Consider the following 26,639-nt stretch of genomic DNA (forward strand, 5'->3'; position numbering starts at 1 on the left):
TCTATACGCGATAGCGCAGGCTTTGATGTTTGCTAAAGATCACGCACGCACCGCTTGTGATTTTGACAAATTTTCTCTTTGTATAATCGACTAAAAAGTCCCCTTGCTTAAGCCCGCTTACACCGAGCAAAATCTCACCGGCTTTGTAGATGATAGATTCTGCTAGGGCATTTTTCCCACAATGTATAATCAAATGCGATGAAGGTATATCGCGGATATGCATCCACAAGTCATCAGCCCTAGCGGATTCTAGGAGCTTGATATTTTCTCTCTCATTGCGCCCTATGGAGATTTTCACCCCTTGGATAAAGATCACATAGACTTGATCGTTAGAAGGCTTTTGCCTTTTTTCTATCTTTTTGGGAGCTAGGATCGCAAGGGTGTCAAGCTTATCTGCTCGCGCGATAAATGCCAGCTCCTTGTCTAAAAATGCGATTTTTTCTTCTAAGTTTGTGGCTTCTTTGTGGATATTTCTTGCCTTTTGGGCGAGCTTCTTTGATGTGCTAAAGAGCTTATTGATCGCTTCTTGCGGGGTTTTGCTTGCGGGGAGATTGATATGATAGAGTGTGCCATTATCTGTGATTGTAGCGTGGCTTTGGTAGGGGCTTAGTGTGTGGAGATGAGAGAGTAGCAGGCTTGCTTGGTGATTGAGCGTGCGACTCTCTTGCAAAAGTGCTGTTTCTTTGGGGAGGGTATCTAGCAGGGCTTGCAAGCGGGCTTTGGTGCGTGTGTAGTGCGATAGCAGAGAGTGGCGTAAGGATTCTAGGGCTTTGCTTTGCTCAAGATTGTGTGCTTGTAAGAGTAGCTTAGGTATAGATTCTAGGGCTAGTGGCGCGCATTGGGGGGCAGGCTTTTTGGGATTTTTGGGGATTTTGGCAAGGGGGTAGCCTACTTTGACTTGGCGGTGTGATTGGGCTTGGGAGATATGGCGCAGGGCATCGATAATGATTTGCTCGTGGGTTAAGATGATCGCATTGGTGTGCTTGCCGGTAAATTCACATTGCAAAAATGTGATAGATTGCTTATAGCTACCTTGCTGCAAGAGCTCTAGGCGCAAGATCCTATCATCATCATAAAGCGTGGCGGATAGGATTTTAGAGCGATTGAGCCGTGAGAGTGCGACATCAAAGGGAGCATTGTAGCGTTTGGGGCTTAGGGATTCTGGCTTAGAGTCCTTAAGGGTCGCTTGGTCTTGAGGGGGCTTTTGGAGGTCTTGTGTGGTGTAGGCAAAGCTTTTGCCCCTTGTCATAGCCAGATACACATCAAAGCTCTTTGCCCCTTGGAGCGTGGCGCATAAGCTAGGATTCTGGCATTGGGCTAGGGTAAGCTTTAGCGTCATATCTGCTACGCGCTGCACAAGCACAAGCTTATCAAAGCAGCCTATAAAGCGCGCTAGCGCATCAATCTCTGCTAGGGTCATTTGAGTCCTTGGGGGCTTTAGGTGTGTTATAATGCCATAAATTCCGTGAAAGAAAAGAGATGATTGGCTTCTATCGCTCGGCATTCCTTGGGGATAATGTCATCGCTATTAGGGCGTTATATACACTGCGCAAGCTATATGACTGCCCTATCGTCATCTATACAAATGCCCAAGGTATGCAGATTTTCTCTAGGCTTAATGATGGCTTTGATAAGACTAGGGGCTTTATATGTATCGATACAGAGACTATGAGCAAGCAAGAGCTGCTAGCACATATCAATGCCAAGCAGTTTGACTACTTTATCCTAACCCAGCCTAATCGCTGGCGGTGTAAGCTACTAAGTGCGAGTAATGCTAAGTGTATCATCTCCTTTGCCACTGCGGCAAATCTCCTTAACCCTCGTATCCATAAGGTGTTTTTCTCGCGTGCTTTTTCAGCTATCCCTTATCATAAGGCGTTATTAAAGCTTGTGCGCAAGATTGATCCTACGCGCTATGATAGGGCAGAGATCGCTTATAGCCACTTTTCCTACCCCATAGATGAGTGCGCAAAAGCTCGCGTGCTATCTGCCTTGGATAATGCCTTAGCCAAAGCGAGTAATCTCATCACTATGGGCGATATGCCACCGCAAGCTCGCGTGCAGGCGCAAGATTTTGCACGCATTACTACGCCTATCATTTGTCTAAATCCCTTTGTCAAATCCACACGCATCAATCTCCCCCTAGAATCCTACATCGCAGTAGCACAAGAGCTTGCCACGCATTATCCGCAAATGCTTATTGTCTTGCTGCATTATAAGGGCGCACCTACTATCACACTGCAAAGCCCTATGCCAAATCTCCTAGTCTTTAGCAATGATGACAATCTAGCGCATATCATCGAGCTTTTGCGGCTCTCTTGCTTGTTAATTAGCCCAAGCACTGGCACAATACATCTAGCCGATATGCTGCGCATAAACACCATAGGCATATACAACCGCAAAGATTCTAGGCTCTGGCTGGGTGAGAGTATGCAAAAAGAGCATTTACTCTTGCTTGAAAAGCCCCTAGAGCAAATGTCTAAATACGAGATAGCCACAGCGACACAAGATCTACTAGCCCTAGTCAAATCCCTACTGCCCCTACCCCAAAAGCCCCAAATCTCTCCTGTAAAGAGAGTCAATGACTAGCATACGCCCATCACACACACCGCCCACGCCACATCTCCCAAGCCTTCTGCCACACCTCCCGCCAAAGCCCCTGCTAATCGCCCAAGATCTGCGGCTTTTAAGCATTATGCTACGCGCACATATTTCACTCCAAGACGCCCTCCTAACACTCTCTCACACAAGCCAAAACACAGCCCTATCAAGCGCGTATAAGCAGATTCTAGCCCAGCTGCAAGCAGGGGCTAGCCTGCCTAAAGCCATAGAGCCTTATGCGCATATTTTCTCCCCTATGGGCATAGCCTTGCTTCACTCTGGATCGCAATCTAGCGAGCTTGATAGTATTGTAGAAATCCTAGCGCGCTATTTTCAAACCATCGCCAAAAATCGCGCGAATTTTCTTAAAGCATTGTTTTATCCTATCTTTGTGCTGCTAGGCATTGCAGTGGCATTTATCATCATCGCCCTTTTTGTGATCCCAGAATTTAGCGCACTTTTTGCAAGCTTTGATGCTGTGCTGCCACTTAGCACGCGCACGCTTATCGCAGTATCATCGCTTGTGCAGGAGTTTTGGTGGGGGATTGGGCTAGCAGGGCTAGCTTTACTCTATGTGGGAGTCGTGAGTGTGCGCAAGAAAAATGCCCTTTATACCGCAAGCCTAGGGCTACTTCTACGCGCACCACTGCTTGGTAGATTGCTACTTTATCGGGAGTTGTGGGGGTATTTTCTAGGATTTTTTTACTTGTATCAAGCGCATATTGACTTTGACACATCTCTGCCTATCGCGCTACAAAGCGTGCAAAATCCCACCTTGCAGAGAGCTTTAAGCATCTCTTGCGAGCGAGTTGCTAGAGGTGATGCGCTAGATAGGGCGTTTGCTTCTTGTGCGTATATTGATACAACTCTGCAAAGCTTCCTTGCCACCGCGCAAAAATCCGGTGAGCTAGAGTGCATTTTAGAGCTTTGTGCGCAATACTGCCACGATATGTATGAGCAGCAAATCGCTAGGATTCTAGCACTCATCGAGCCGTTTTCGACTATCATCATCGCGCTTTTTGTCTCGTGGCTGGCGTTTGGGATATTTTTGCCTATTTGGGAGCTAGGGGGGATAAGCCTATGAATCTAGCCATAAGCATAGGCGATAGCAATGGCATAGGCTGTGAGATCATCTTGCGCTCTCTTGAGTGGCTTTTGCGCCAATGTGGGCAGCTGCCTAAGCAGTCCTCTAGCGTGGGGGGAGATTCTAGCCCTAGCGCACTTTGCACGCCTATTATTTGCGCGCATAAGAGCCTGTTAGAATCCGCCCTACAAACGCTACTTACGCGCGGTGGGATAGGATCTAAGCGTGCTAGCCATATCCACTGCTTGCTTGATATGGTGTGCTTTGAGCCTCCAAGCATAGAGCCACCCCCTATCCACATCGCCCAAATCACCGCAGAGAGCGGGGCATATAGCTTTGCTAGCTTTGCTAAAGCCATAGATCTAGCCCAAAGCCTGCCAGATACCGCGATACTCACGCTCCCTATCCACAAAGCCGCGTGGAAGCAAGCAGGGATTAGCTATGCTGGGCATACGGAGTATTTACGCGCACATTTTCAACGCCAAGCCCTTATGGTGCTAGGCTGTGAGGCTATGCTTGTGGCACTTTTTTGCGATCATATTCCGCTAGCACAAGTGAGCCAGCATATAAGCGAGCCAGCATATACAGACTTCTTGCTAGCCTTAGAATCCAGCCTAGATTTCTCTCAAGCCCTTGTGCTAGGGTTTAATCCACATTGCGGTGATAATGGTGCTATCGGCGGAAAAGAAGATACGCTTATACAACGCGCCCTAGAATCCGCAAATGCCACGCTTAACCGCCAAGCTTTTGTGGGGGTGGTCGCGCCTGATAGTGCCTTTACCCCACAGATGAGAGAAAAATACCGCGTGTTTGTCGCGCCCTATCACGATGTGGGGCTAGCTCCGCTTAAGGCTCTCTACTTTGATCAAAGTATCAACATAAGCCTAAATCTCCCTATAATCCGCACTTCTGTGGATCACGGCGTGGCATTTGATCTAGCCTATCGTGGCAAAGCCAGCACGCAAAGCTTTCGCAATGCCGCGCTTTTTGCCCTAAAGCAGCTGCAAATCCCATAAACTATCTCCACGCTAAAGGCATATAATGATCCCAAAGACCTTGCATACAGAATGGATAGAGCTTTTGGCTGATGAGTTTGAGAAGCCATATTTCAGCGAGATTATTAGGCACTATACGCTAGCTAAAGCACATAGTGTGATCTTCCCTCCTAGTGATAAGACATTTCACGCGCTCAATCTCACGCCGCCATCTCGCGTGCGTGTGGTGATTTTGGGGCAAGATCCCTACCACGAGAGCAAAATGCTAAATGGTATAGAGATCCCCCAAGCTATGGGACTAAGCTTTAGCGTGCCTAGGGGCGTGGCTATCCCTCCAAGCTTGCGCAATATCTACAAAGAGTTAGAATCCACTTTAGCTATCCCGCCCCCAAATCACGGCGATCTAACCCAATGGGCGCATAGAGGTGCGCTGCTGCTAAATGCGATCCTTAGCGTAGAGAAACACAAAGCTGCCTCACATAGGCATTTTGGCTGGGAGAACTTTAGCGATGCGATTATTAGCACGCTTTCAACGCACTATCAAGGCATTGTCTTTATGCTCTGGGGCAATTATGCAAGGAAAAAGGCAGCACTGATAGATTCTAGTAAGCACTGCATTATACAAGCCCCGCACCCAAGCCCGCTAGCAAGGGGCTTTGTGGGGAGTGGGGTATTTGTGCAGGCGCAAAATGCGCTTCAAGCAATGGGCAAAGAGCCATTTGATTGGCATCTTGTGTAATCCTGCTTTTGAAAAGTGGATTCTAGGATCGCTGGGCTAGAATCCACTTTTTACACTACCACCTGCGGCGTGGTATAAAACGCCTTTTTTCTGTCATCGCGAGCGGTGCTTTTGCACCGCGTGGCAACAAGCCCCACGCAGTTTCTTTAGAAAACAAGTAAAACGCTCGGCGTAGCCGATGTTTCTTTAGTAATCCACTCTTTCCACTAGAATCCACTTTTTCAAAAGTGGATTCTAGGCGCATATCACTTAGTGTTTAGCGGCGAGGTTTTTGTCTTTTGGGCTTTTGGGGAGTCTTTTTGGTGGGTAGCACAGAGTAGGATTCTAGGCGGCGCAAGACCCTATCAAAGCCTTTAGAGTCATTAGCATAGATCCTAGGAGAGTAGTCATTATAGCTTGGCGTGGAGCTAATGCTTACAGGGATTACGCTATGCACTAGCACGAAATCCCCTAGCTCATCGACTCGCTCCACACCTTTGATAAATGGCTTTTCCAAGTAGGCTTCTTGCGCACACGCATCAAAGCGCAAGTCCTCTATAAACTCACGCCTTTTACGCGCAGAATCTAGCCTTATAAAGCGCGTTTGATAGATCATACTATCTTTATCAGCGGGGTTTTTTGCCCCTCCATAGATGAAATTCCCTAGGCTATACACGATTTTTTTGCCCTTGTATGTCTCTACGCCTTGTAAGACATGGGGGTGATGTCCTATCACCATATCCGCCCCAGAGTCAATAGTAAAATGCGCTAGCTCTCTTTGCGCGGCGTTGGGATAGTGCTGCCGCTCCTCCCCCCAGTGGAAGGTGAAAATCACAAGCTCCGCGCCTTGGTCTCTTAGGGCTTTGATCTCTCTTGCCACTTGGGGTTTAATGCCTAGATTCCAGCCTCTATGTCCAGCTAGCCCGATCTTTATGCCATTGACTTCATAGATATGCACAATCCCCTCCCCAAAGACCGCAAGATGTTGCGCGCGTAAATGCGTAATCGTATCTTCAAAGCCTTGCTTGCCATAATCACGCGAGTGATTATTAGCGATATTCATCGCTTCAAAGCCCGCGGTGGTAAGGATTTTGGCATAGTGTGAAGCCCCTTTAAAGGAAAAGGGCTTGTCAAAGGCATTTTTCAAAGGCTTATCACTAAGCACGCCCTCCATATTGCCAATGCTTAGATCATCGGCTTGCAAGACTTCACGCACACCCAAAGAGAAATACCCCAGATCGCCGCCCACTTCTTCAAACTTGGCATTAAAGGTCGCCCCAGAGCTGCCTTTATAATCTCCTAGCACATTATCACCCACAAAGCTTAGCAGAGCTTGGGGCTGCAAATGCGGCACGCACGCTTGCGTTGTGGTGAGAAAAATCTTTTTACTATCTAGTCGCAAGTCTTGGGGCTGCAAGCCCATAGGAGTATCGTCATTTTTCACCGCACAAGCACTGATATATGCTGCTAGGCTCGCTACCCCCACAAAGCGCACCAAGTAGTAGAATCCACTTTTATGCAGAGCTTGTCCTAATATGGCGGCTTTCATTCTTTCATAATCTCTAGCGCGCGGAGAAAGCTTAGCGATTCTAGCTGCATACCTGTGGTCATATTTTTTAGCGTGAAAGTATGGCTTAGAAATTCATTTTCGCCGATGATTAGGCAGTATTCGTGTCCTTTGTTATTAGCATAGGCAAGCTGCTTTTTAAGCTTCTGGGCTTGGGGATAGACTTCTGTGTAGATCCCACTACGGCGCAAGGATTCTGCGATTTTATGGGCAAAGCCTAGATAAGAGCTATCCATACAAGCAATGAGTGCTCGCGCACTTGTGCTTCTGCCTTGCAGCAATCCTAGCTCCTCTAATGCCGCTAGCAATCTATCTAGCCCAATGCTCGCCCCAACGCCGCTTAAAGACTCTTTAGAAAAGGACTTTGTGAGATTGTCATATCGCCCGCCAGAGCAGACACTGCCGATATTTTTGAGCCGATTGAGTGTCGTCTCATACACGATGCCTGTGTAGTAGCCAAGCCCTCTAGCGATAGAGAAATCCATTCGGCATTTTGATGTGTCCATTTCAAGGTGCTTTAGGATAGAAAACATCTCTTCAAGATCTTCTAGCCCCTTTTTTAGCTCATCATTCCACGCTTTCATATACCCCACCGAGTCTAAAAACTCATCAACAGCGATGGTTTGGCGCATTGTGATAATGCCTAGCACCTCACTAATCTTACTAGAATCCACAAAGGCTTCTAGCTCTTTTGCTACGCCATCTTTGCCGATTTTTTCAAGCTTATCAATGCTGCGCAAAAAGCCTTCAATCTCTGTGATAGCAAAGTGCTTGCAAATCCCATTTAAAATGCTGCGGTGATTGACCCAAATGGTAAATTCATCGATATTAAGCGTGGCTAGAGAGGCATAGATGACTTGGATAATCTCCGCATCACAGCCGATAGAATCACTCCCAATAAAGTCAAAATCACATTGCGTAAATTCCCTATATCTGCCTCTCTGCGCCCTCTCTCCGCGGAAGACATTGCCAATAGCAAAGCGTTTGAATGGCAGATCAAGCTCATTTCTATACTGCGAGATGAAGCGCGCTAGTGGCACGGTTTGATCAAAGCGCAGCACCACATCGCGCCCGCCGTGATCTTTGAAGCGATAGAGCTCTTTTTGTATCTCATCGCTGCCGTGTTTGACCAAAATATCTGCATACTCTAAATGTGGTGTTTCTATGGGGGCAAAGCCAAAGCTCTCAAAGACACTAGAGAGCTTTTGCAGGAGCTTTTCCTTTGCCATTGCTTCTTTAGGAAGCCTATCGCGGAAGCCACTTAGTGTGCGGGGGACTACAAGATCTGCCATAACTCCTCCAAGCCAAAATCTAAAGGCGCGATATTACAACAAAGTTGCTAAAATTATCATTTAGCTAGGCACTAGCACAAGCCACAAAGGAGAGCCCATAAAGCCCACAAGCCCTATTATCATTATGCGCCTGCCAAATTGGCTAGGTGATGGCGTGATGAGCACACCTTGTATAGAAATGCTCTTTACGCAGCTTCCTACCGCTAGGCTTTGTCTCATCGCGCCTAAGAGTATTTTGGAGCTTTTTAGCGCGGATTCTCGCATATATGCCTGCTTTGAGGACTCCACCAAGCAGGCAAAAAACCGCCTTAAAGCCACTTGGCAGCTAGGGCGTGCGATTAGAGCTAGGCTAGAGTGTGATGGGGGGATTGACATAGGCATAACCCTTACCAATCACTTTTATAGCGCGTTGCTACTTTTTGCCGCTGGGACTAGGGTGCGAGTGGGCTATAAACGGGGGCTTGGGAATGTGTTTTTGACTCATAAGCTTGGGAGAGTTGGGGGGATTCATCAGGTGGAGAGTTATGTGCGGCTGATAGATTTGGCTTTGGGTGAGCAAGGGCGCGTTGGCTTTTTGGCTAAAAATGGCGATTGCTGCGGCGAGTCTGCGCTCATTACCACTCAAGGTAAATCCCTTGACTCGCCTTGCAAAGCCCCATTTTTAGCTCAAAAATCCTGCCGCGAGGATATGGAGCCAGAATCCCAAAATGGCGTTACAAGACAAGCTGAAAACAAAATCGGCGAGTGTGAAAAATCTCCCTTCTCGTCATTGCGAGCCGACAACGGCGGCGCGGCAATCCATAATAAAAAGACACAACCCCTAGAATCCACTTTTGAAAATAATGCTAACAAAACGCACAAAGTGACTCCTATTTTTGCTGCCGCAAAAAATATGGATTGCCACGCGGTGCAAGCGGTGCTTGCAATGACAGAAAAAGAAGCCGAAAATAAAAAAGTGGATTCTAGGAAAAACGCCCAAAGTGTGTTTGATAACCACGCCGCAGGCGGTAGGATTTCTCTAAAGGAACACCAACAATGTCAAAGCGATTCTAGCCCGCAAGCTGAATCGCCCAAACAAAATGAGGATTTTGGGGAAAGCACCACCCACATCCCCCCACTCAAACTTCACACAAAGCCACTAGATTCTAGCAAGTCTCGCAAACACCTACGCATAGGGCTAAATCCGGGTGCAGCCTATGGCAGTGCGAAGTGCTGGGATAAGGAGCATTATGCGTGCGTGGGGGCGTATTTTGCGGCTATGGGGGCGGAGGTGGTGATCTATGGAGTGGAGGCAGATAGGCAGCTAGCGGAAGCAATTATTACTTCAATAGATTCGGTCTTGGGTAGTCATTCCGCAGATTTAGCAAATTTTGAGGCAACCGCAGACCACAAGTCTAGCTCTGCCCCAAAACAAGCGAAGCGCAGTTTCTTTAGAAAATTTGCTAAAAACCACGAAAGCAATACCGCAATGCCTAGAATCTTTGAAGAAGAAAGCCGAGCGTCATTGCGAGACACTGCGCCAGCAGTGGCGCGGCAATCCACACATAACGCACAAAAAAGCAAAAAAGTAGATTCTAGTATGGATTCTAAAGAAACATCGGCGCAGCCTAAGCGGTATCCCTTGTTTTGCGGCGGCGAGCCTGCGGTTACATACGCCCGAGTATGTGCCCTTGACTCACCTTGCAAAGCCCCATTTTTAGCTCAAAACAAGCAAAGCGAAGTTTCTTTAGAAAAGCCAACGCCCCAAACAAAAAAAGCCCAATCCACCAGCGCAAAGCCAACGCTAGAACAAACGCCAAAAATCATAAACGCTTGTGGCAAAACAACTATCCCCACCCTTCTCCAAGACCTCCAAGCCCTAGATCTTTTCATCACCAATGATAGCGGCTCTATGCATATAGCAGCGGCATTAGGCGTGCCTATGGTAGCAATCTTTGGTCCTACAAATATGCGCGAGACTGCGCCGTGGCGTGCGCGAGACTGCGCCTTGCTCAATCTCAATCTCCCTTGTGCGCCGTGCAAAAAGCGCGTATGTCCTTTGGGACATCATAAATGTATGAAAGACTTGCGCCCAGAGATGGTGATAGAAGCGGCTTTAGCGATACTGCATAAGCCAAAGCTTAGTAAATAAGGAGGATCTATGCTACTTGATTTTGCTACACAAGGGGCTTTGACCAAATATCGTATCCTTAGCAACACCATAACCCCGCGCCCAATCGCGTGGATTAGCACCATTAGCCACAATGCCACGCTAAATCTCGCGCCTTTTAGCTTTTTTAGCGTGGTAAGCTCTAATCCTGTGATTTTTAGTCTGTGTATAGGCACAAAATCTAATGGCGAGCAGAAGGACACCTTGCGCAATCTCCTAGCTACAAAAAAGGCTACGATCAATCTTGTGATGGTGGATTTCCTCCCGCTGCTAGAGTCTAGCTCCCAAGAGCTGCCTTATGAGAGAAGTGAGGCAAGTGCCTTTGATATTAGCCTGCAAGCTGTGCATACACAATACCCCCCAATCGCCCAAGGCGTGAAGGTGGCGTATTTTTGCGATTTGGTAGAGACAAAGAGCTTTGGCGGGAGTGATACTAGCGTGTTTCTAGAGGCAAAGGGCTGCTTTATTGATGATGTGATTTATAGAGAGGATCTGCGGTTTTTGCCGCCGCATTTGGGGCGTGTGGGGAAGTATTATTTGCAAGTAAGTGAGCTAATCGACCCTAAAAAGCCCTAAGGCGTTTTGGCTTTGGGCTTTAAAGGCTAGAGTGGCGTGCAAAAGCTTGCAAGTGAAAACCACGATCTAGCCCGCAAGCTGAATCCTTGTCAAAAGTGGATTCTAGGGGGCTTGGCGGTTTTTTGTATGGATTGCCACGCCGACAAGTCGGCTCGCAATGACAGACAAGGCGCATTGTGTGAAAAAGTGGATTCTAGGGGGTTTGGCGTGTTGTGCCTTAGCACTTTGTCGTGTTATTTGACTGCGATAAATGTCGCAAAATTGACCCACTTAAATAGCACTTCCACGCTAGCAAACCCCGCATCTTTGAGCAGGGCAAGATTTTCTTCTAAGCTATATGGCACAAGCACATTTTCTAGGGCTTCTCTTTTAGCGGCGATCTCGCTTTTGGTGTAGCCATTGCGGGCTTTGTATTGATGATAGTAGGAGATCATTTGCGCATCTAAGTGCGGACTATGGCTTATGGTCTTCTCGCTAAGGATCAGCACGCCGCTGGATTCTAGGGCATTATAGAGCCTAGCAAGCAGTTTGGCACGCAGAGGTGGGCGGATAAACTGCAAGGTGTAATTAGCGATGAAGCCTTGCGCATTTTCGTATGGGAAGTCCATAATATCCGCACACATAAAGCAAATATCCGCATTATAGGCGTTTGCCTTGCGCGTGGCTTGATCAATCATCGCTTGAGAGCTATCTAGCCCTATTAGCTCGCCGCTTACTTGCTCTCTTAGGGCTAGTAGGGTGTTGCCCGTGGAGCAGCCTAGATCATAGATCCTGCCCTGCCTAGCAAAGGTGGATAAAAAGTCGATACACAGCTGTTGCGTGTCTTTGTAGTAGGGGATCGATCGAGCAAGCATATCATCAAACACGCTTGCGACTTCATCGTTGAATGTGAATTTCTGCTCTTTTTTGCTTTGAAATATTCTATCTTTTGCCATTATTGTCTCCAAAGTCGTGATTATACAAGCAAAACTTATTGCGCCACTTTAATTATGGAAGTTTTAAGTATAATGCAGAGCTACATTCTAGGATTTCAAAGGCTTTGTATGCAGTTTATGGCAAATTTTAAATGCAACCACACTGCGCACTCTGTGCAGGAGTATTTCACCACCTTAGGCGCACTAGGATTCTCGCAGGAGTTTTTGCGTGAGAATGAGCTAGTGTTTTTCCCACAGGCTCTAAGCCTTCAAGCTTCTAAAGACTTCGCGCCTTTTGGGGAGATCGGCGTGCAAAACGCCTATCCAGCGTATAGCGGGGCTTTCACAGGGGAGATCGGCGTGCAAGCTCTCGAGTCTATGGGGGTGCGCACGATACTTATCGGGCATAGTGAGCGGCGTGTTTTGCTTAATGAGTCCCAAGAGTTCATCGCAGAGAAGTTTGCGTTTTTCGCTAGGCTTGGGTTTTTTATCGTGTATTGTGTGGGCGAGCCTTTGAGCGTGCGCAAGCAGGGGGAAAAAGCGGTGCAAGAGTATTTGCAAGCGCAGTTTGCAGGCATAGATGTAGAATCCACTCGCGTAAGCGTGGCGTATGAGCCTATCTGGGCGATTGGCACGGGTAGAAGTGCTAGTGTGCAAGAAATCGCCCAAACACACGCATTTTTACGCACCCTAGTCCAGAATCCACTTTTATACGGCGGCAGTGTGAATGCTAGCAATGCCAAAGAGATCCTATCAATCCCCAATGTCAATGGCGTGCTAGTAGGCAGCGCATCATTAGATGCAAAAAGCTTTTATGCTATCACGCAAAGCGTGCTTGCGTAGTGTAAAGGAGTAGTATGGAGCCGATATATCTTTCTTCAATCATTGATATGCTTGGGATCACAAATCCTATCACAAGGGATTTCCCCATAGCCTCTCTAACGCCCCTAGAGCAAGGCGGAAGTGAGGATATAAGCTATATTGATCAGCCTAAGTATTTTGCCTTGCTATCTAGCTCACAAGTGGGCGCGGTGCTAGTGCGTGAGCGCGATTATCTCGCGCATAAAGAGCTTTTCCCACCTCATATCCAAGCCCTTTTTGTCCCAAATCCACATCTAGCTTTCGCCAAGCTCTCCCAATGCTTTGCTATAAGTGAATTTGCCAATCCTTTAGAGCCCACACTCTATGACCCAAGCAAGCCCACAGACTCCCAAAGTGCGCATATCCACCCAAGTGCGCAGATTATGCAGGGTGTGCATATCGGCGATGGCGTGCATATCGGTGCTAGGACTTGCATAATGCCCGGTGTTGTCCTAAGCGATGGCGTGCATATCGGCGATGATTGCAAAATCTATCCTAATGTCGTCATCTATCGCCAGAGCATTATCGGCGATCGTGTCAATATCCACGCAGGCAGCGTGATCGGCAGCGATGGCTTTGGCTATGCGCATACAGATTCTGGGGAGCATTGCAAGATCGAGCATAATGGCATTGTAAAAATCGGCGATGATGTAGAGATCGGCGCGAGCGTTACCATTGATCGCGCAGTATTTGGGGTAACGATGATTAAGCGCGGTAGCAAAATCGATAATCTCGTGCAAATCGGGCATAACTGCATAATCGGCGAGAACTCCTTGCTTGTCTCACAAGTGGGGCTTGCTGGCTCTACCACCACAGGGCGCAATGTGATAATGGGCGGACAAGCAGGCACAGGAGGGCATATACACATTGGCGATTTTGTGCAGATAGCTGGGCGTGGGGCTGTGGGGAAAAATCTCCCCCCACACACCAAGTGGGGCGGACACCCGCTTATGCCGCTTGATGAGTGGATGAAGTTTTATGTCTCGCTAAGAAGAATGCTGAAAAAATCATAATTCTAAAGTGCAAAGCCTAGCTAGATCTAGCTAGCAGTAATGATTGTGGATTCTAGCGGGGCGGATCTAGTGAGATGATTTGCGTGCTTTGAGAAACTGCTCTCGCAAGGCGATGAGCGATTGCTCTGTGGAGGTGGATTCTAGCCATTTGGCAAACTCTTGTGTAAGCGGGCTTTTGAGCTTGGCGATAAGATTGTGGCGCGATTTTGTGCTAGGGGATTCTAGGAGATTGCGCAAGTGCTTCCAGCCTTGATAATATGGGAGCTTGATTTTAAGCATAAAGCCTGCGCTATCTTCTAGCACAAAGCCCTCAATAAAGCCATCTTCCCTAGCCCCACTGCCCAAAAGCCTAGAATCTTTTGCGTGTGGCGACTCATCGCTAGGCAGTTGATCGTGCTTGCGCAAAAACTCCATAAACTCCTCCCAGCACGCGATACTGCCTACTTGCTCTTTAACCCTAAAGCCAAATCTAGCCCCTAGTGCGCAGAGCTCATCATAAGGTAGCTTGGCAAGATTTGGGGTGTTGTAGATGGCATCAAGCAAGATGACTTGCGGCGTGCTATAAGCGATGATATGGGGGTCTTTGCTAGGCTCTATTATCTCAAACACTAAGCTTAGATTCTGGTCTTTTAGATAGGTGGCAAGAGTGGATTCTAGGGACTCTTTGGTGCTTTGGATCGTGCGTGCGTGGTGAGCTAGGTGGCTATCAATAAGCTCGCGCATAATTGTGGCATAGGGGCTTAGGGCATCGGATTTTGAAGTGATGAAGAGCTTGCTTTCTGGCGTTGCGTTGGAGGATTGAGCTTCTCTAAAGACCCCGCCTTGCACCGCTTTGTTTGTTTGCTCATCGCAAAAGCAAGGCGCAGTTTCTTTAGTAATCTTAGAATCCTTTGCCTGCTCGTGTGGATTCTGGGCGTTGCTAGAATCCACTTTTTTGCTGTCATTGTGAGATATTGTGCTAGCAGTGGCGTGGCAATCCATAGAATCCGCGTTTGCAAAAGTGGATTCTAGGCAATAAGCACTAACACCACTCATTATGCCTAGGAAGCCATTTTCTTTGATATAGACTTGCACAGGGTAGGAGAGATGCTCTTGCAAAGATTCTAGCGAGGATTCTTCTCTCTCATAGAGGTTGAAGAATTTATCATAACTTCGCGCTACGATTTTATAGGCGTGCGTGTCGATAAAGAGCCCGCGTGCCTTACAAGTGAGCGTGCTCCACTTTTTGTGATAAAAGACTTCTTTTGTGAAATTAAAGCTTGAGATGGGACCAAAGCTTTTTTCTTTGATTAAGGGGCTTTTGCGTAGCTTTTCTACAAGGCTGTGGATTTTCCTAGCATTGTGCCTAGCATTTAGGCGGTGTGCTAGGGCAGGGTCTTTGCTATTTTGTAAGTAAATTTCGCAAAAATCTCCTAGCACAAGCCCTAGTAGATCCCCGCTAAGCGCGGATTGTAGATTGTGCTTTGCTGGGACTTTGGTATGCAGTGATATAGGTAGCCTAGAGTGGCGCAAGATACACGCACGCAAGCACCCCCCAAACTCCACGCCTCCTTCTAGGGCGAAGCTGCGCTCATAGACACGCACGCCGTGCTTTTCTCTATTGCGATGACCAAAGACTTGATAAGTGCTAGAGTCTGTCGTTTTGGCAAAATTTCGCGCACAGCTTTGCATATCTTCATAATCTCCACTGCCATAGATAAGCTGCCTTGTGCCAATGAGCAAGAGATTTTCCGGCAAGGTGGGTAAGCCTCCGTGCGTGCATAGCACTTGTTTATTATCAAAGCTATAGTAAGCGCATTGCCGTAGTCTGGCATAAAGGCGGTGCGTATCTTTGGGGCTAAGTCCTGCTTGCTCTAAATCTTTCACACTAAAGGTGCTAAATTCATTATCCCCTAGCTCCTCTTTGCCCCATTTTTGCAGCCATCGCTCGTGATTGCCTTCAAGTAGGCAGATATTGCGCTCTTCCATAATCGCTAGCAGCAGAGCCACGACCTCTCCGCTACCCACGCCCCTATCGATATAATCTCCTAGGAATATATAGTAGGAAGTGGGGTGGAAGAGTTGTAGGCAGATTTCTTTGGCGAAGTTGCTTTGGCGCAAGGCATTTAGTGCTTGCTGCTTTGTGCGATAGGGTGGGGTGCGTGCTTCTAGGATAAAGCTATATAGCAAGTATTCTATGACACTTTCAATGCAGCCGTGTATATCGCCTATGTGGTGGATAGCGGTATAGGCGTTTAAATCAATGGGCTTTAGGCACAAATGCTCAAAAGCGGATTCTGGCTTTAGCAGTGTGTAGCGCGAGGGAAGGACAGGGGAGTCTTGCAGTCTTTTTGCCATAGATTCTAGGATAGATTCTGGCACGGCTTTGTGGCTAGCTGTCAGGCTTCTTGCATAATTGCGCTTTTTGACTATCTCTAGGCTCACATCGCTAAAATCTAGCACAAAAATGCGGTAGCGATAGCTCTGGGCTAGGCTCTCATACGCGCGCAAGGCTTGCAAGCTTGTATGCGTGGCATCGATTATAGTGAAGTCTCCCCTAGCCATTCTTAGCTCTAAAAGCTCAAAGAGCATTTTCCATACGCGCTTGTCGTTTGCCTGATTGATTATATAGCTAGAATCCACTTTTTGCGTGGGGCTAGCGTGGAGGGTGTTTGGCGTAGGTAGCATAATCGGCGCACTTGCCATAAGCCGCAAGCAATCTGGACTTAGCGCGTAGGGGTGGAGATTATGCTCGCGTAGCCAAGAGCTTTTCCCACTTGCTGGAAGCCCACGCATAAGAAGAAGTGTGCGCATAAAAATCCTTCACTCTAAGTAAAATCGCTAAGATAAATTAAGAATGGTGGATCTTGTAGGACTTGAACCTACGACCAATCGGTTATGAGCCGAGTGCTCTGACCAGCTGAGCTAAAGATCCGTGATTATCGTCTGTATTTAGGGGAGCGTAAGATCGCCTTGAAAGGATTGGCATTATAACTGAAATTAAACCTAAAGGCAAGCAAGTTTTCTAGTAGCCCAAAAAATATCATAAAAGTGATAAAGCTACTTCCACCATAGCTAAAAAGCGGCAGAGGTATCCCCACAACAGGGGCAAGCCCGATAGTCATACTGATATTTACCGCCACATAGAAAAACAACAGCAATGCCACAGAGCAAGCCATCACGCGTAGGCGATAGTCTTTAGGATCGATGAGAGAAAAAGACAAGATATGCAGGGTGAGAAAAATATATAGCCCAAGTAGCACGACACCCCCGACAAGCCCATACCGCTCCGAAAAATACGCAAACACAAAATCACTTGTAGCAATGGGGAGAAACTTGAGCTGGGTTTGCGTGGAGTCTTCTTTCTTTTTGCCAAATAAGCCGCCAGAGCCTATGGTGATGATACTTTGCTGGACATGGTAGCTAGGCTTTTCCGCGATGAAGTCGTGGATACGCTTTTTTTGATAGTTTTTGAGTGAGCCATAGATGAGCGGCGAGGCGACAAGGGTGGTGATGATGATAGCTGTCCAGATTTTGTAATTTACCCCGATTAAGAATAATGTCCCAAATCCCACAAACAGCACCACAAGCGCAGTGCCTAGATCAGGCTGCTTTAGGATCAGCACAAAAGGAAGCAAGATATAGCCACTAAGGATAGCAAACTGCTTTAGCCCATAGCCCTGCGGTGGCGGAGGGTTGTTGTGGATATGGAGTCCTAGAAGCAAGATGATAGCGATTTTGACCGGCTCACTTGGCTGGATAGAAAAAGCCCCTATGGTAATCCACCTTTGCGCCCCTAGCTGCTTTGTGCCGATGATATACACCAAAATCAGTAGCACGATACAAATCCAATAAAAAATCACTATGGATTTATTAAGCTGTCGTATCGGGATAAAAAACGCCACAACAAACGCGCAAAGCCCGATAAGGATATAAATGCTTTGGCGGAGATTTTGGCTAGGGCTTGCCTCGCCGATGAGTAGATATGAGAGCAGCACAATGGGAATGATAAGGATAGGAAGCAGTATGTCAAAGTGGATTAGCACACGCCGATCGATCATTCTTAAGTCCTAAAAGTGGATTCTAGCTCGGTTGCTGTGTTTGGCAGTGATTGTAGCACAAGGGTGCTTAAGCTACAAAGAGTGAAATCTATATGCGATATATAGTGCGCAAAGTAGCCTAAAATGCTTCAAGAAGCATTAAGGAAAGTTTGATAAAAACTAGCTTATAATCCAGCCTTGCACTTGGTCAAATACCGATAGATAAATACTTCGTAAGGGATTGTTATGGCGATGGACGAGAATAAAAAAAAGGCGATTGATCTAGCGTTAAAGCAGATTGATAAAGCCTTTGGCAAAGGTGCGCTTGTGCGGCTTGGGGATAAGCAGGTGGAAAAGGTGGATTCTATCGCGACAGGCTCGCTTGGGCTTGATATGGCTCTGGGGATTGGAGGTGTGCCAAAGGGGCGCATTATTGAAATCTATGGTCCAGAATCCAGCGGGAAAACGACCCTTTCACTACAAATTGTCGCAGAGTGCCAGAAAAATGGCGGGATCGCCGCCTTTATCGATGCCGAGCACGCGCTTGATGTGTATTATGCAAAAAAGCTTGGGGTCGATACAGAAAATCTCCTTGTCTCCCAGCCAGATAATGGCGAGCAGGCGTTAGAGATTTTAGAGACGCTTACTAGAAGTGGAGCGGTGGATTTGGTCGTCATCGACTCTGTGGCAGCCCTCACGCCAAAGGCAGAGATCGATGGCGATATGGGCGATCAGCATGTGGGCTTGCAAGCACGCCTTATGAGCCACGCTTTGCGCAAAATTACAGGCGCACTGCACAAGATGAATACCACGCTAATATTTATCAATCAAATCCGTATGAAAATCGGTATGATGGGCTATGGCAGCCCAGAGACCACCACAGGTGGGAATGCGCTGAAATTTTATGCAAGTGTGAGGATCGACATACGCCGCATAGCATCTCTTAAGCAAAATGAGCAGCATATCGGCAACCGCGTCAAAGCAAAAGTGGTGAAAAACAAAGTCGCCCCACCTTTTAGAGAAGCGGAATTTGACATTATGTTTGGCGAGGGGATTAGCAAGGAGGGCGAGATCATCGACTATGGCGTGAAGCTTGATTTAATCGATAAAAGCGGTGCGTGGCTAAGCTATAAGGACCAAAAGCTAGGGCAAGGCAGGGAAAATGCCAAGCTTATGCTTAGAGAAAACACCGCCCTAGCCCAAGAAATCACCCAAAAGATCAAAGAGCAAATCGGCACGAGTGAAGAGATCCTCCCGCTTCCAGATGAGCCAGAATCCAACTAACACCACCTAAAGGAGCTTCAATGATTTACATCGATAATATTTATGCCCAAGAAGTGCTAGATTCTAGGGGGAATCCAACCATTTGCGCAAGTGTCTTTCTAAGCGATGGCACAAGTGCTAGTGCCATTGTGCCAAGTGGGGCTAGCACGGGTAAGAGAGAGGCTCTAGAGCTGCGCGATGGGGATAAAAAGCGATTTTTGGGTAAGGGTGTGCTAAAGGCGTGCGAAAATGTCGATACCACTATTTCAGATGCGCTCATCGGCTCTAGTCCTTTTGATCAAGGGCTAATTGATGGGATTTTGAAAGATATTGATGGCACGCATAATTATGCAAATATCGGTGCAAATGCTGCGCTTGGTGTCTCTATGGCAGTCGCAAGGGCGGCGGCAAAAAGCCTAAATATCCCTCTCTATCGCTATCTAGGTGGGAGCAATGCGATCACGCTCCCCGTGCCAATGCTTAATATCATTAACGGCGGTAGCCACGCGGATAACACGGTGGATTTCCAAGAATATATGATTATGCCTCTAGGCTTTGATACCTTTGATGAGGCTTTGCGTGCGAGTGCGGAGGTGTATCAGCATTTAAAGCAGATTCTACACAAATCTGGGCATATCACAAGTATCGGCGATGAGGGGGGCTTCGCGCCAAATCTCACAAACAATGAAGAGCCTATTGAAGTGATTTTGCGCGCGATTGAAGCAGCAGGCTATAAGAGTGGCGAGCAAATCGCTATCGCGCTTGATGTAGCGAGCAGCGAGCTTGTCGATGAAGCTGGAATCTACCACCTAAAAGGCGAGGGGAGAAAACTGGATTCTGGTGAGCTTGTGGGATATTACGAGAAGCTTTGTGCGAAATACCCCATCGTCTCTATCGAAGATGGGCTAAGTGAAGATGATTGGGAGGGCTGGAAGCTGCTTACTCAAAAGCTAGGAGATAGAATCCAGCTTGTGGGCGATGATTTGTTTGTAACCAATCACGAGATTTTAGCCCAAGGGATTAAGGGCAACATCGCCAATGCGATTTTGATTAAACCCAATCAAATCGGCACCGTGAGTGAGACAATGCAAACCGTGCGCCTTGCTCAAAGATACGGCTATAAGTGCATTATGAGCCACCGAAGCGGAGAGAGTGAAGATCACTTTATCGCGGATTTTGCTATCGCGCTTAATACAGGCGAGATTAAAACAGGCTCGACTGCTAGGAGTGAAAGAATGAGCAAGTATAATCGCTTGCTTGCTATCCAAAAAGACATCGCCAATGCGCAGTATCTAGGCAGATCACTCTTTGATAAAAATGTCTTATAAGAAGAATCTATGCGCACCTATCTTGCCCTGCTTGCGACACATCAGTTTTGGTATAGAATCTATGCGCGTAGAATCTACATTTATGGCTTTATTGCCGTAGTGTGTATGGGGGCGTATGTGGGATTTTTGCTCTTTGGGGATAATTCACTTGAAGTCCTGCTTAGAAACATCGCCCAGCGCGATGAGCTACTTGAAGAAGTAAGCGATCTTCAAGCCAAAAATGCGCGATTGCAAAAAGACTTATTTGAGCTAAAGGGGCTTGAGCCGTGAGGGCGTGGATACGACAGGGGCTTGTGTTGTGGATTGTGGTGGGGGTGCTATTATCCTTGCACGCGAGAGAAAATCCCTTTGAGCCTGTTATCCAGCCCAAAGAAGATAGCTTTATCCAAAAAAATGCGAAAGATCCTTTTAAAGATCTAGACTTCAAGCTCCCAAGCACCGCTAGAATCCTAAAAAGCATCACAATCACTTACCAAAACATCGATGGCACCATAGGGACAAAGACAATTCCCATTGATGAGAGTATCGATTGGCATTATCCGCTGCTACTTACGCAAAAGGGCGCGATTTTAAACGAAGATGTGCGGTATTGGACGATTAAGCCATTTCAGTTTTTCACACAGGGGAGTAAGTTTTATCTCTACACAAGCTCTAGTATCGTGCGCTCCTTTGTCCTGCCAAGCCCCTATCGCATTGTGCTTGATATTGAGAAAAGAGATGAGAATCCAAGCGGCTCTGTGCAGCTTGGTGTCAAATATTTCACCAAAGTAGCAGTGGGCGTGCATAAGGACTTTTATCGCTTCGTCATTACCCTTGATGGGCAATACCCCTATGACATCACGCGCGATGGGGACTACTATATCATCTCTGTGCGATGAAAAATCTCGTATTGATCGGCTTTATGGGCTGTGGGAAAAGCACGCTAGCTGTGGAGCTAAGCAAGATATGCGGGCGATTTGTGCTAGATAGCGATAAGATCATTGAGCAATCAAGTGGGATAAGTGTGAAAGAGTTTTTCGCACGCTTTGGGGAGGAGACATTCCGTAAGAAAGAGGGCGAGTTTGTATCGTGGGTAGAATCCAGTGTGCGTGGGGCGATCATCGCCACAGGCGGTGGTATGCCTATATATCACGATCTTAAGCCTATGGGGAAAGTGGTGTTTTTATCCATTAGTTTTGAAGCAATTTGTGCGCGTTTAAGCCAGCAGGATTATGACTCTCGCCCACTTTTTGCCAATCTTTCTCAGGCAAAGGAGCTATTCCTAGCGCGACAGGAGAGCTATAAGGCTCAAGCAGATATTATCCTTGATGCCACAAGCCAAGATCTAGCTGCACAAGTGTTGGGACAAATTCACTAAATAGGCAAGGGGAAAGTTTGACACAGGCAAAACAAATACATTTATTTAGCTATAACGATTTGTATCACACAATGTATAGACAAAACAACGCCATTATCCGCTCGCCTTTGTTTTATGTCGGCGATAAATATAAGCTTATGCCACAGCTTAGAAAACTTTTTCCAAAGATGATAAACAACTATATTGAGCCATTTTGTGGCGGTGGTAGCTCGTTTTTAAATATCAACGCAAAATCTTATAAACTTAATGATATAGATTCTAATCTCATTGCTTTGCATAGATTTTTAGCACAACACAGCAGGGATACACAAGGCTTTTTTGACAAGCTTTTTGACTTGATAGAATCCTATGATCTCTCTTGCTCGTTTTTAAATAACACGCCAGATAAAGCACTAAAAGCACGCTATAAAAAAACTTATTTCGCAGAATTCAATAAGGCTTCTTACAAACAATTACGACAAGATTTTAATGCAAATAAAAATGATTTTTTGCGACTTTATGTGCTGCTTATCTATGGCTTTAATCGTGTTTTGCGATTTAATAGTAAGGCTGAATTTAATCTACCTGTTGGTAATGTGGATTTTAATGCTAATGTATATCAAGCCCTGCAAGATTATTTTCATTTTATGGAAAATAAAAATATAGATTTTTTTAATATCCACTTTATAGATTTTATAGAATCTTTAGAATATGAAAAAGGGGATTTTATCTATTTTGATCCACCTTATCTTATTAGCGGTAGCGAGTATAATAAGCTATGGAATGAATCTTTAGAATCTAGGCTTTATGCGCTTTTAAAAAAGCTAGATTCTAAAGGAGTGCAATGGGGACTAAGCAATCTTTTAACCCACAAAGGCAAAACAAACACGATTCTACAAGCATTTATGCAAGATTTTCATAGCCACACGATACAAAGCAATTACATAAGCTTTAATGATAATTCTATTAAAAAAGATTCTAAAGAGGTATATGTAAGCAATGTCAAAAGCTAGAAGTAAGAAACATTAAGGGAATATCTTTGAAAAAAGCTTGTAAAAATATTTCATATTTTACACCCATTCAAAGCACTATTAACTACACAGGCTCTAAGGCAAGATTGTTGCCTCAAATACTGCCGCTTTTTCCAAGAGATATGGGGAGTTGTGTGGATTTATTTTGTGGCGGTGGAAGTGTGGGGATAAATGTCGGCATTTATAAGCATTGTAAAAATATTATTTTCAATGACAAGTCTAAGCCTTTGATAGAAATTTTTACGCTTTTTTTACACACGCCTTTTAAGGTCTTATTGCAAGAGATAGAATCCATTATAGAATCTTATGGTTTATCAAACACTGCGGATTTCGGCTATAAATATTATGACTGCGATAGTCAAGAAGGGCTAGCAAGCTACAATAAAAAAGGCTTTGAGCGATTGAAAAATGACTACAATATAAACAAAAGTCCCATAAAGCTTTTTGTGTTACTTATATTTAGCTTCAATAATCAAATGCGTTTTAATGCTAAAGGCGCATTTAATCTACCTTGTGGAAAAAGGGATTTTAATACAAAAATGCGAGCAAAATTGCAGCATTTTGTGCAGGAGTTGCAGAGATTAGAACCTAAGCTTTTATGCTGTGATTTTAGGGATTTTGATTTAGGTATTTTGGATTCTAAAGATTTTGTTTATATTGATCCGCCTTATCTTTTAGCCCTTGCAAGCTATAATGAAAATGGTGGCTGGATGCAACAAGATGAATGCGATTTATATGTCTTTATGGAAAAGCTGGATTCTATAGGGGTGCGCTTTGCGTTTTCTAATGTTTTAGCCCATAAAGGCAGACAGCATATAGTATTAAAAGAATGGCTTAAAAAAACAGGTTTTAGAGTGCATAAGCTAGAATTTCACTATAAAAATTGCAATTACCAAACAAAAAGGACAGAATCTAGTGAGGTGCTAGTTACTAATTACTAAAGGAAAAAGAATGCAATATAGCTATTTTGGTAATACAAGCAATAGGGTGGATAGATTGCTCTATAATTTTGAAACACAACTTATGCTATTTGATAGTTTATTTAAAAATGCAGATTCCAAAGAAGTGTGGGAAAATAATTCAAATCTGCAAATGCGATATTTAGAACTTTTAAAAGCAAACAAACTTATAGAATCCAAAAGTAGCACAAAATCTTTAGGCACAAAAGATGCACGGGTAAAATCTGCCCCTTTAGAAAATTATCATCTTATATGTCGCAAAGAAAAAAGATTAACACAACAAGGATTAGAGCTTTTAAGATTGATTGAAAATGAGGGCTATAAGATTGCTAATGAGTTTTTACAAATTGATTTAGTGTCTTTGTTTTTTATAAAAGCAAGTTTGTGGTTTAGTAAGGATTCTATAAGAGATGGATTGTTTGAGCGATATTTGGAAGTGTTTAGACTTAATGGTGGGGAAATGTGTTTGCAGGATTTTAAATATCTGCCTTTGATTGATAATTTTCCTAGCACACAAGAGTTTATAAAAAATTTAGGCAGTGTAATGATTGACTACACATATTTAGAATCTTTCATACAAGATATAAAATCTAATCATTTTAATCCTTTTTATTTTAAGACTGCTAAAGGAGAAAAAAGTGCCTTAGAAATCATAAAAACTTTACAAGAAATATTTTTACCATTAAGGGAAGCAAAGATTACTTTTGAAACAGCGTTAAAAAATTTAAATAAAAGTGCCTTTAAAAAAACATATTTAACTTTTTTGCTGCATAATGCAAAAACTAAAAATGAAAAAATTACAACACTACAAAATTTTATACAGGGCGATATAAAAGTATTTGCAAAAAGATTTTTTGAACTTATTTTTACCGCAAGAATTGAAGCAAATTTAGATGATTATTTAGACTTAAATCGTAGATATTTGAATCTATGTGGAATCTTTGAGTTTTCAAGCGATAGAGTCGCACTTAATCCCATTTTCAAGCTCATTGTAAAACACTCAAAATATAATGAAATTTTACATATCATAAAAAATGGAGAAATCACTCAAAACCTACTTAAAGAAATGATAAGTGATGTGGAGTTCTTAACACTTTGTAAAAGTGAGCTTGGTATCACTCAAATAAATGATTTAAGAGATTATCAGCAAGCAAGGGATAAGCAACGCTTGCAAAACCTTTTGCAAACTCGTTTTACTAAAGATGATATTGCCTATATTTTAGGGCTTTTTGAAGATAGAAAAAATGATGAAAAAATCGCACAATTAGTTAGCACAGAAGCGACCATTCCTACTATTTTTGAATATATTATTGCTATTGTTTGGTGCTATGTTGATGAGTGTAAAATTGAGCGGATTTTAGAAGCTAATTTAAGCCTTGATTCTAATCTTTTGCCTAAAAGCCACGCAGTTGGTGGTAGTGCAGATTTTATTTATACCTATTCAAACCATTCCTTAATGATAGAAGTAACCCTAACTGAAAAGACAAATCAACGCCGTGCAGAAATGGAAAGTGTTTCAAGGCATTTGGGAAATATGCTCTTGAGATTGGATGCTTATAAGCGGCAAGAATCCTATGCGATTTTCATCGCTCCTTATTTGGATAAAAATGTTTTAAATGACTTTAGAAGTCGCTTATATTGCTATTTTGAAAATGATGAAAATTATATTAAAGGTATGAGTATTTTACCACTTAGCACACAGGATTTAAGTAAAATTTTACACTCAAATCTTTCATACACATCACTCTATAAATCGTTTAAAAATCTTTTGACAAGCAAGAATGATTGGGGTAGCAAATGGTATTTTAATGAGATAAAGCCATTTATTGATAGTTTAGAAATAAAGGCAAATAATGTTTAACCCCCATAATCGCCGATATACAGGAGCAAAAACAAAGCTTTTAGCACATATTGATTCTGCACTTATACATTGTTTTGACTATACTAAAAAGAGTGATTTACGCTTTTTTGATGTGTTTGCTGGGACAGGTGTGGTGAGCCATTATTTTATGCAAAAGCCAGAATTTAAGCATTTTTATATCAATGATTTTTTATATGCGAATTTTGTGATATATCAAGGCTTTTTTGCTAAAGAGTCTTTTAGCCAAGAAAAGTTGGATTCTATAAGGCAGGAATTTTTAGAGCTAGATTCTGCTATGCTAGGTGAAAATTATTATTCCTTGCATTTTAGTGGCACATTTTTTAGCCATAATGATTGCAAATTTATGGGATATATACGAGAGAAAATACAAGAGCTTTTACATACAAAAGCAATCAATCAAAAAGAATATTTTATCCTACTTGCAAGCTTGCTTTATAGTGTGGATAAAGTCGCAAACACAGTGGGGCATTATGATGCTTATCGCAAAAAATCAATGCTAAAAGATAGATTGCAATTTGAGCTTATTGAGCCTTATGTAAATCCGCATATACACACAGAGATTTATCAGCAAGATTCTAATACCCTTGCAAAATTGTTTCGCGCACAAAATACAAAGCTTGATATTGCCTTTATTGATCCGCCTTATAACTCTAGGCAATACAGCAGATTCTATCACTTTTTAGACACCCTAGCTAAAAACCATAGCCCAAAACTCTATGGCATAGCCCTAAAACCAAAGCCAGAAAATTTAAGTCTATACTGCACAGCTAGAGCAGAAGAGGCGTTCAAAGATTTAGTTACAAATCTTAGTAAAATCGCTAGAATCTTGGTAGTAACCTATAACAACACCGCCGCAGCAAATGCAAGAAGTAATACGAGAATTTCCCTACAAGCCTTGCAAAATATCTTAGAATCTAGCGGTAAAACAACGCTTTTCACATTTCCACACACGCCTTTTAGCAGCGGCAAAACAGATAGAAAAACAAGCTTCAAAGAGCATAAAGAATGTGTGTTTGTGTGTGAGATAAAGCAAAAGCCTTCCTAGATTCTA

General features: G+C 44.5%; 24 protein-coding genes, 1 tRNA gene and 1 pseudogene. 17 read left to right on the forward strand and 9 right to left on the reverse strand.

The features are described 5' to 3' along the window. Position 1 precedes the first annotated feature (1 nt). Positions 2 to 1,420 carry an NFACT family protein gene (locus NYG90_RS01820; RefSeq protein WP_285264620.1) on the reverse strand — a complete coding sequence of 473 codons (1,419 nt, stop codon included), beginning with the start codon at positions 1,418 to 1,420 and terminating at the stop codon, positions 2 to 4. Positions 1,421 to 1,479: 59 nt separating this feature from the next. Between NYG90_RS01820 and NYG90_RS01825 the strand changes: the two genes are divergently transcribed. From NYG90_RS01825 to ung, 4 genes are read left to right on the forward strand one after another with little or no spacing between them, the layout of a single operon-like run. Then, a complete protein-coding gene (locus NYG90_RS01825; RefSeq protein ID WP_285256682.1) occupies positions 1,480 to 2,589 on the forward strand; it encodes a glycosyltransferase family 9 protein in 1,110 nt (369 codons plus the stop codon). Continuing rightward, on the forward strand, positions 2,582 to 3,685 hold the full coding sequence (locus NYG90_RS01830; RefSeq protein ID WP_285256681.1) for a type II secretion system F family protein: 1,104 nt from the start codon (positions 2,582 to 2,584) through the stop codon (positions 3,683 to 3,685). Before NYG90_RS01825 ends, NYG90_RS01830 begins: the two co-directional genes overlap by 8 nt. Continuing rightward, on the forward strand, positions 3,682 to 4,701 hold the full coding sequence (locus tag NYG90_RS01835) for a 4-hydroxythreonine-4-phosphate dehydrogenase PdxA (RefSeq protein WP_285256680.1): 1,020 nt from the start codon (positions 3,682 to 3,684) through the stop codon (positions 4,699 to 4,701). The genes NYG90_RS01830 and NYG90_RS01835 overlap by 4 nt, the downstream gene beginning before the upstream one ends. 25 nt (positions 4,702 to 4,726) lie before the next feature. After that, on the forward strand, positions 4,727 to 5,419 hold the full coding sequence (ung, locus tag NYG90_RS01840) for a uracil-DNA glycosylase (protein ID WP_285256679.1): 693 nt from the start codon (positions 4,727 to 4,729) through the stop codon (positions 5,417 to 5,419). A gap of 55 nt (positions 5,420 to 5,474) precedes the next feature. Here the strand turns inward: ung and NYG90_RS01845 are convergent, their stop codons facing one another. The 3 genes from NYG90_RS01845 to hisS are packed head-to-tail and all read right to left on the reverse strand — an operon-like array spanning position 5,475 to position 8,257. Then, positions 5,475 to 5,663 carry a hypothetical protein gene (locus tag NYG90_RS01845; RefSeq protein WP_285256678.1) on the reverse strand — a complete coding sequence of 63 codons (189 nt, stop codon included), beginning with the start codon at positions 5,661 to 5,663 and terminating at the stop codon, positions 5,475 to 5,477. A gap of 12 nt (positions 5,664 to 5,675) precedes the next feature. Further along, positions 5,676 to 6,947: a CapA family protein gene (locus NYG90_RS01850; RefSeq protein ID WP_285256677.1), complete on the reverse strand. Its 1,272-nt coding sequence runs from the start codon at positions 6,945 to 6,947 to the stop codon at positions 5,676 to 5,678. Then, the gene (gene hisS, locus NYG90_RS01855; protein ID WP_285256676.1) at positions 6,944 to 8,257 is read right to left on the reverse strand and encodes a histidine--tRNA ligase; all 1,314 of its coding nucleotides are present in this window, start codon (positions 8,255 to 8,257) and stop codon (positions 6,944 to 6,946) included. The genes NYG90_RS01850 and hisS overlap by 4 nt, the downstream gene beginning before the upstream one ends. A gap of 157 nt (positions 8,258 to 8,414) precedes the next feature. On the opposite strand from hisS, the gene NYG90_RS01860 reads away from it, so the two are divergent. After that, positions 8,415 to 10,388, forward strand: a complete 1,974-nt coding sequence (locus tag NYG90_RS01860) for a glycosyltransferase family 9 protein (protein ID WP_285256707.1) — start codon at positions 8,415 to 8,417, stop codon at positions 10,386 to 10,388. A 9-nt stretch (positions 10,389 to 10,397) separates the two neighbouring features. Then, complete coding sequence (locus NYG90_RS01865) at positions 10,398 to 10,982, forward strand: flavin reductase family protein (RefSeq protein ID WP_285256675.1); 585 nt, start codon at positions 10,398 to 10,400, stop codon at positions 10,980 to 10,982. An 89-nt stretch (positions 10,983 to 11,071) separates the two neighbouring features. Here the strand turns inward: NYG90_RS01865 and NYG90_RS01870 are convergent, their stop codons facing one another. Both NYG90_RS01870 and cmoA read right to left on the reverse strand, forming a co-directional pair. Further along, positions 11,072 to 11,206 (reverse strand): hypothetical protein, encoded by a 135-nt coding sequence (locus NYG90_RS01870; RefSeq protein WP_285256674.1) that lies wholly within the window; start codon positions 11,204 to 11,206, stop codon positions 11,072 to 11,074. A gap of 9 nt (positions 11,207 to 11,215) precedes the next feature. Beyond that, the gene (gene cmoA / locus NYG90_RS01875) at positions 11,216 to 11,917 is read right to left on the reverse strand and encodes a carboxy-S-adenosyl-L-methionine synthase CmoA (protein ID WP_285256673.1); all 702 of its coding nucleotides are present in this window, start codon (positions 11,915 to 11,917) and stop codon (positions 11,216 to 11,218) included. A 72-nt stretch (positions 11,918 to 11,989) separates the two neighbouring features. On the opposite strand from cmoA, the gene NYG90_RS01880 reads away from it, so the two are divergent. Beyond that, complete coding sequence (locus tag NYG90_RS01880) at positions 11,990 to 12,739, forward strand: triose-phosphate isomerase (RefSeq protein ID WP_285264621.1); 750 nt, start codon at positions 11,990 to 11,992, stop codon at positions 12,737 to 12,739. Positions 12,740 to 12,753: 14 nt separating this feature from the next. Beyond that, positions 12,754 to 13,770 (forward strand): UDP-3-O-(3-hydroxymyristoyl)glucosamine N-acyltransferase, encoded by a 1,017-nt coding sequence (lpxD, locus tag NYG90_RS01885; protein WP_285256672.1) that lies wholly within the window; start codon positions 12,754 to 12,756, stop codon positions 13,768 to 13,770. A 66-nt stretch (positions 13,771 to 13,836) separates the two neighbouring features. On the opposite strand, the gene NYG90_RS01890 is transcribed toward lpxD, so the two are convergent. From NYG90_RS01890 to NYG90_RS01900, 3 genes and pseudogenes are all read right to left on the reverse strand, one after another. Next, on the reverse strand, positions 13,837 to 16,563 hold the full coding sequence (locus NYG90_RS01890) for an RNA ligase (RefSeq protein WP_285256671.1): 2,727 nt from the start codon (positions 16,561 to 16,563) through the stop codon (positions 13,837 to 13,839). Positions 16,564 to 16,607: 44 nt separating this feature from the next. Then, positions 16,608 to 16,684 (reverse strand) — tRNA-Ile (locus NYG90_RS01895). Next, positions 16,646 to 17,810: pseudogene (locus tag NYG90_RS01900) on the reverse strand (FtsW/RodA/SpoVE family cell cycle protein). Before NYG90_RS01900 ends, NYG90_RS01895 begins: the two are co-directional and overlap by 39 nt. A gap of 225 nt (positions 17,811 to 18,035) precedes the next feature. Here NYG90_RS01900 and recA point away from each other — a divergent pair. From recA to NYG90_RS01945, 9 genes are all read left to right on the forward strand, one after another. Continuing rightward, the gene (recA, locus tag NYG90_RS01905; RefSeq protein ID WP_115010884.1) at positions 18,036 to 19,073 is read left to right on the forward strand and encodes a recombinase RecA; all 1,038 of its coding nucleotides are present in this window, start codon (positions 18,036 to 18,038) and stop codon (positions 19,071 to 19,073) included. 20 nt (positions 19,074 to 19,093) lie between these two features. Further along, on the forward strand, positions 19,094 to 20,380 hold the full coding sequence (gene eno / locus NYG90_RS01910) for a phosphopyruvate hydratase (protein WP_285256670.1): 1,287 nt from the start codon (positions 19,094 to 19,096) through the stop codon (positions 20,378 to 20,380). A 9-nt stretch (positions 20,381 to 20,389) separates the two neighbouring features. Next, positions 20,390 to 20,650, forward strand: a complete 261-nt coding sequence (locus tag NYG90_RS01915) for a hypothetical protein (RefSeq protein ID WP_285256669.1) — start codon at positions 20,390 to 20,392, stop codon at positions 20,648 to 20,650. Continuing rightward, a complete protein-coding gene (locus tag NYG90_RS01920; protein WP_115010881.1) occupies positions 20,647 to 21,258 on the forward strand; it encodes an AMIN domain-containing protein in 612 nt (203 codons plus the stop codon). Before NYG90_RS01915 ends, NYG90_RS01920 begins: the two co-directional genes overlap by 4 nt. After that, the gene (locus tag NYG90_RS01925; RefSeq protein WP_285256668.1) at positions 21,255 to 21,737 is read left to right on the forward strand and encodes a shikimate kinase; all 483 of its coding nucleotides are present in this window, start codon (positions 21,255 to 21,257) and stop codon (positions 21,735 to 21,737) included. Before NYG90_RS01920 ends, NYG90_RS01925 begins: the two co-directional genes overlap by 4 nt. 71 nt (positions 21,738 to 21,808) lie before the next feature. After that, positions 21,809 to 22,729: a DNA adenine methylase gene (locus NYG90_RS01930; protein WP_285256706.1), complete on the forward strand. Its 921-nt coding sequence runs from the start codon at positions 21,809 to 21,811 to the stop codon at positions 22,727 to 22,729. A gap of 26 nt (positions 22,730 to 22,755) precedes the next feature. Continuing rightward, positions 22,756 to 23,688 carry a Dam family site-specific DNA-(adenine-N6)-methyltransferase gene (locus tag NYG90_RS01935; protein WP_285256667.1) on the forward strand — a complete coding sequence of 311 codons (933 nt, stop codon included), beginning with the start codon at positions 22,756 to 22,758 and terminating at the stop codon, positions 23,686 to 23,688. Positions 23,689 to 23,698: 10 nt separating this feature from the next. Further along, complete coding sequence (locus NYG90_RS01940; protein WP_285256666.1) at positions 23,699 to 25,567, forward strand: AlwI family type II restriction endonuclease; 1,869 nt, start codon at positions 23,699 to 23,701, stop codon at positions 25,565 to 25,567. After that, on the forward strand, positions 25,560 to 26,633 hold the full coding sequence (locus tag NYG90_RS01945; RefSeq protein WP_285264622.1) for a DNA adenine methylase: 1,074 nt from the start codon (positions 25,560 to 25,562) through the stop codon (positions 26,631 to 26,633). The genes NYG90_RS01940 and NYG90_RS01945 overlap by 8 nt, the downstream gene beginning before the upstream one ends. The last annotated feature ends 6 nt before the right edge of the window (positions 26,634 to 26,639 follow it).

Origin of the sequence: Helicobacter zhangjianzhongii (genome assembly GCF_030249855.1) — a bacterium.
Taxonomy (GTDB): domain Bacteria; phylum Campylobacterota; class Campylobacteria; order Campylobacterales; family Helicobacteraceae; genus Helicobacter_B; species Helicobacter_B zhangjianzhongii.

Excerpts from the sequence above, each read along its gene's own strand:
- NYG90_RS01820 (WP_285264620.1), bottom strand. The coding sequence starts at position 1,420 with ATGACCCTAGCAGAGATTGATGCGCTAGCGCGCTTTATAGGCTGCTTT.
- NYG90_RS01825 (WP_285256682.1), top strand. The coding sequence starts at position 1,480 with ATGATTGGCTTCTATCGCTCGGCATTCCTTGGGGATAATGTCATCGCT.
- NYG90_RS01830 (WP_285256681.1), top strand. The coding sequence starts at position 2,582 with ATGACTAGCATACGCCCATCACACACACCGCCCACGCCACATCTCCCA.
- NYG90_RS01835 (WP_285256680.1), top strand. The coding sequence starts at position 3,682 with ATGAATCTAGCCATAAGCATAGGCGATAGCAATGGCATAGGCTGTGAG.
- ung (WP_285256679.1), top strand. The coding sequence starts at position 4,727 with ATGATCCCAAAGACCTTGCATACAGAATGGATAGAGCTTTTGGCTGAT.
- NYG90_RS01845 (WP_285256678.1), bottom strand. The coding sequence starts at position 5,663 with ATGCGCCTAGAATCCACTTTTGAAAAAGTGGATTCTAGTGGAAAGAGT.
- NYG90_RS01850 (WP_285256677.1), bottom strand. The coding sequence starts at position 6,947 with ATGAAAGCCGCCATATTAGGACAAGCTCTGCATAAAAGTGGATTCTAC.
- hisS (WP_285256676.1), bottom strand. The coding sequence starts at position 8,257 with ATGGCAGATCTTGTAGTCCCCCGCACACTAAGTGGCTTCCGCGATAGG.
- NYG90_RS01860 (WP_285256707.1), top strand. The coding sequence starts at position 8,415 with ATGAGCACACCTTGTATAGAAATGCTCTTTACGCAGCTTCCTACCGCT.
- NYG90_RS01865 (WP_285256675.1), top strand. The coding sequence starts at position 10,398 with ATGCTACTTGATTTTGCTACACAAGGGGCTTTGACCAAATATCGTATC.
- cmoA (WP_285256673.1), bottom strand. The coding sequence starts at position 11,917 with ATGGCAAAAGATAGAATATTTCAAAGCAAAAAAGAGCAGAAATTCACA.
- NYG90_RS01880 (WP_285264621.1), top strand. The coding sequence starts at position 11,990 with ATGCAGAGCTACATTCTAGGATTTCAAAGGCTTTGTATGCAGTTTATG.
- lpxD (WP_285256672.1), top strand. The coding sequence starts at position 12,754 with ATGGAGCCGATATATCTTTCTTCAATCATTGATATGCTTGGGATCACA.
- NYG90_RS01890 (WP_285256671.1), bottom strand. The coding sequence starts at position 16,563 with ATGCGCACACTTCTTCTTATGCGTGGGCTTCCAGCAAGTGGGAAAAGC.
- recA (WP_115010884.1), top strand. The coding sequence starts at position 18,036 with ATGGCGATGGACGAGAATAAAAAAAAGGCGATTGATCTAGCGTTAAAG.
- eno (WP_285256670.1), top strand. The coding sequence starts at position 19,094 with ATGATTTACATCGATAATATTTATGCCCAAGAAGTGCTAGATTCTAGG.
- NYG90_RS01915 (WP_285256669.1), top strand. The coding sequence starts at position 20,390 with ATGCGCACCTATCTTGCCCTGCTTGCGACACATCAGTTTTGGTATAGA.
- NYG90_RS01925 (WP_285256668.1), top strand. The coding sequence starts at position 21,255 with ATGAAAAATCTCGTATTGATCGGCTTTATGGGCTGTGGGAAAAGCACG.
- NYG90_RS01930 (WP_285256706.1), top strand. The coding sequence starts at position 21,809 with ATGTATAGACAAAACAACGCCATTATCCGCTCGCCTTTGTTTTATGTC.
- NYG90_RS01940 (WP_285256666.1), top strand. The coding sequence starts at position 23,699 with ATGCAATATAGCTATTTTGGTAATACAAGCAATAGGGTGGATAGATTG.
- NYG90_RS01945 (WP_285264622.1), top strand. The coding sequence starts at position 25,560 with ATGTTTAACCCCCATAATCGCCGATATACAGGAGCAAAAACAAAGCTT.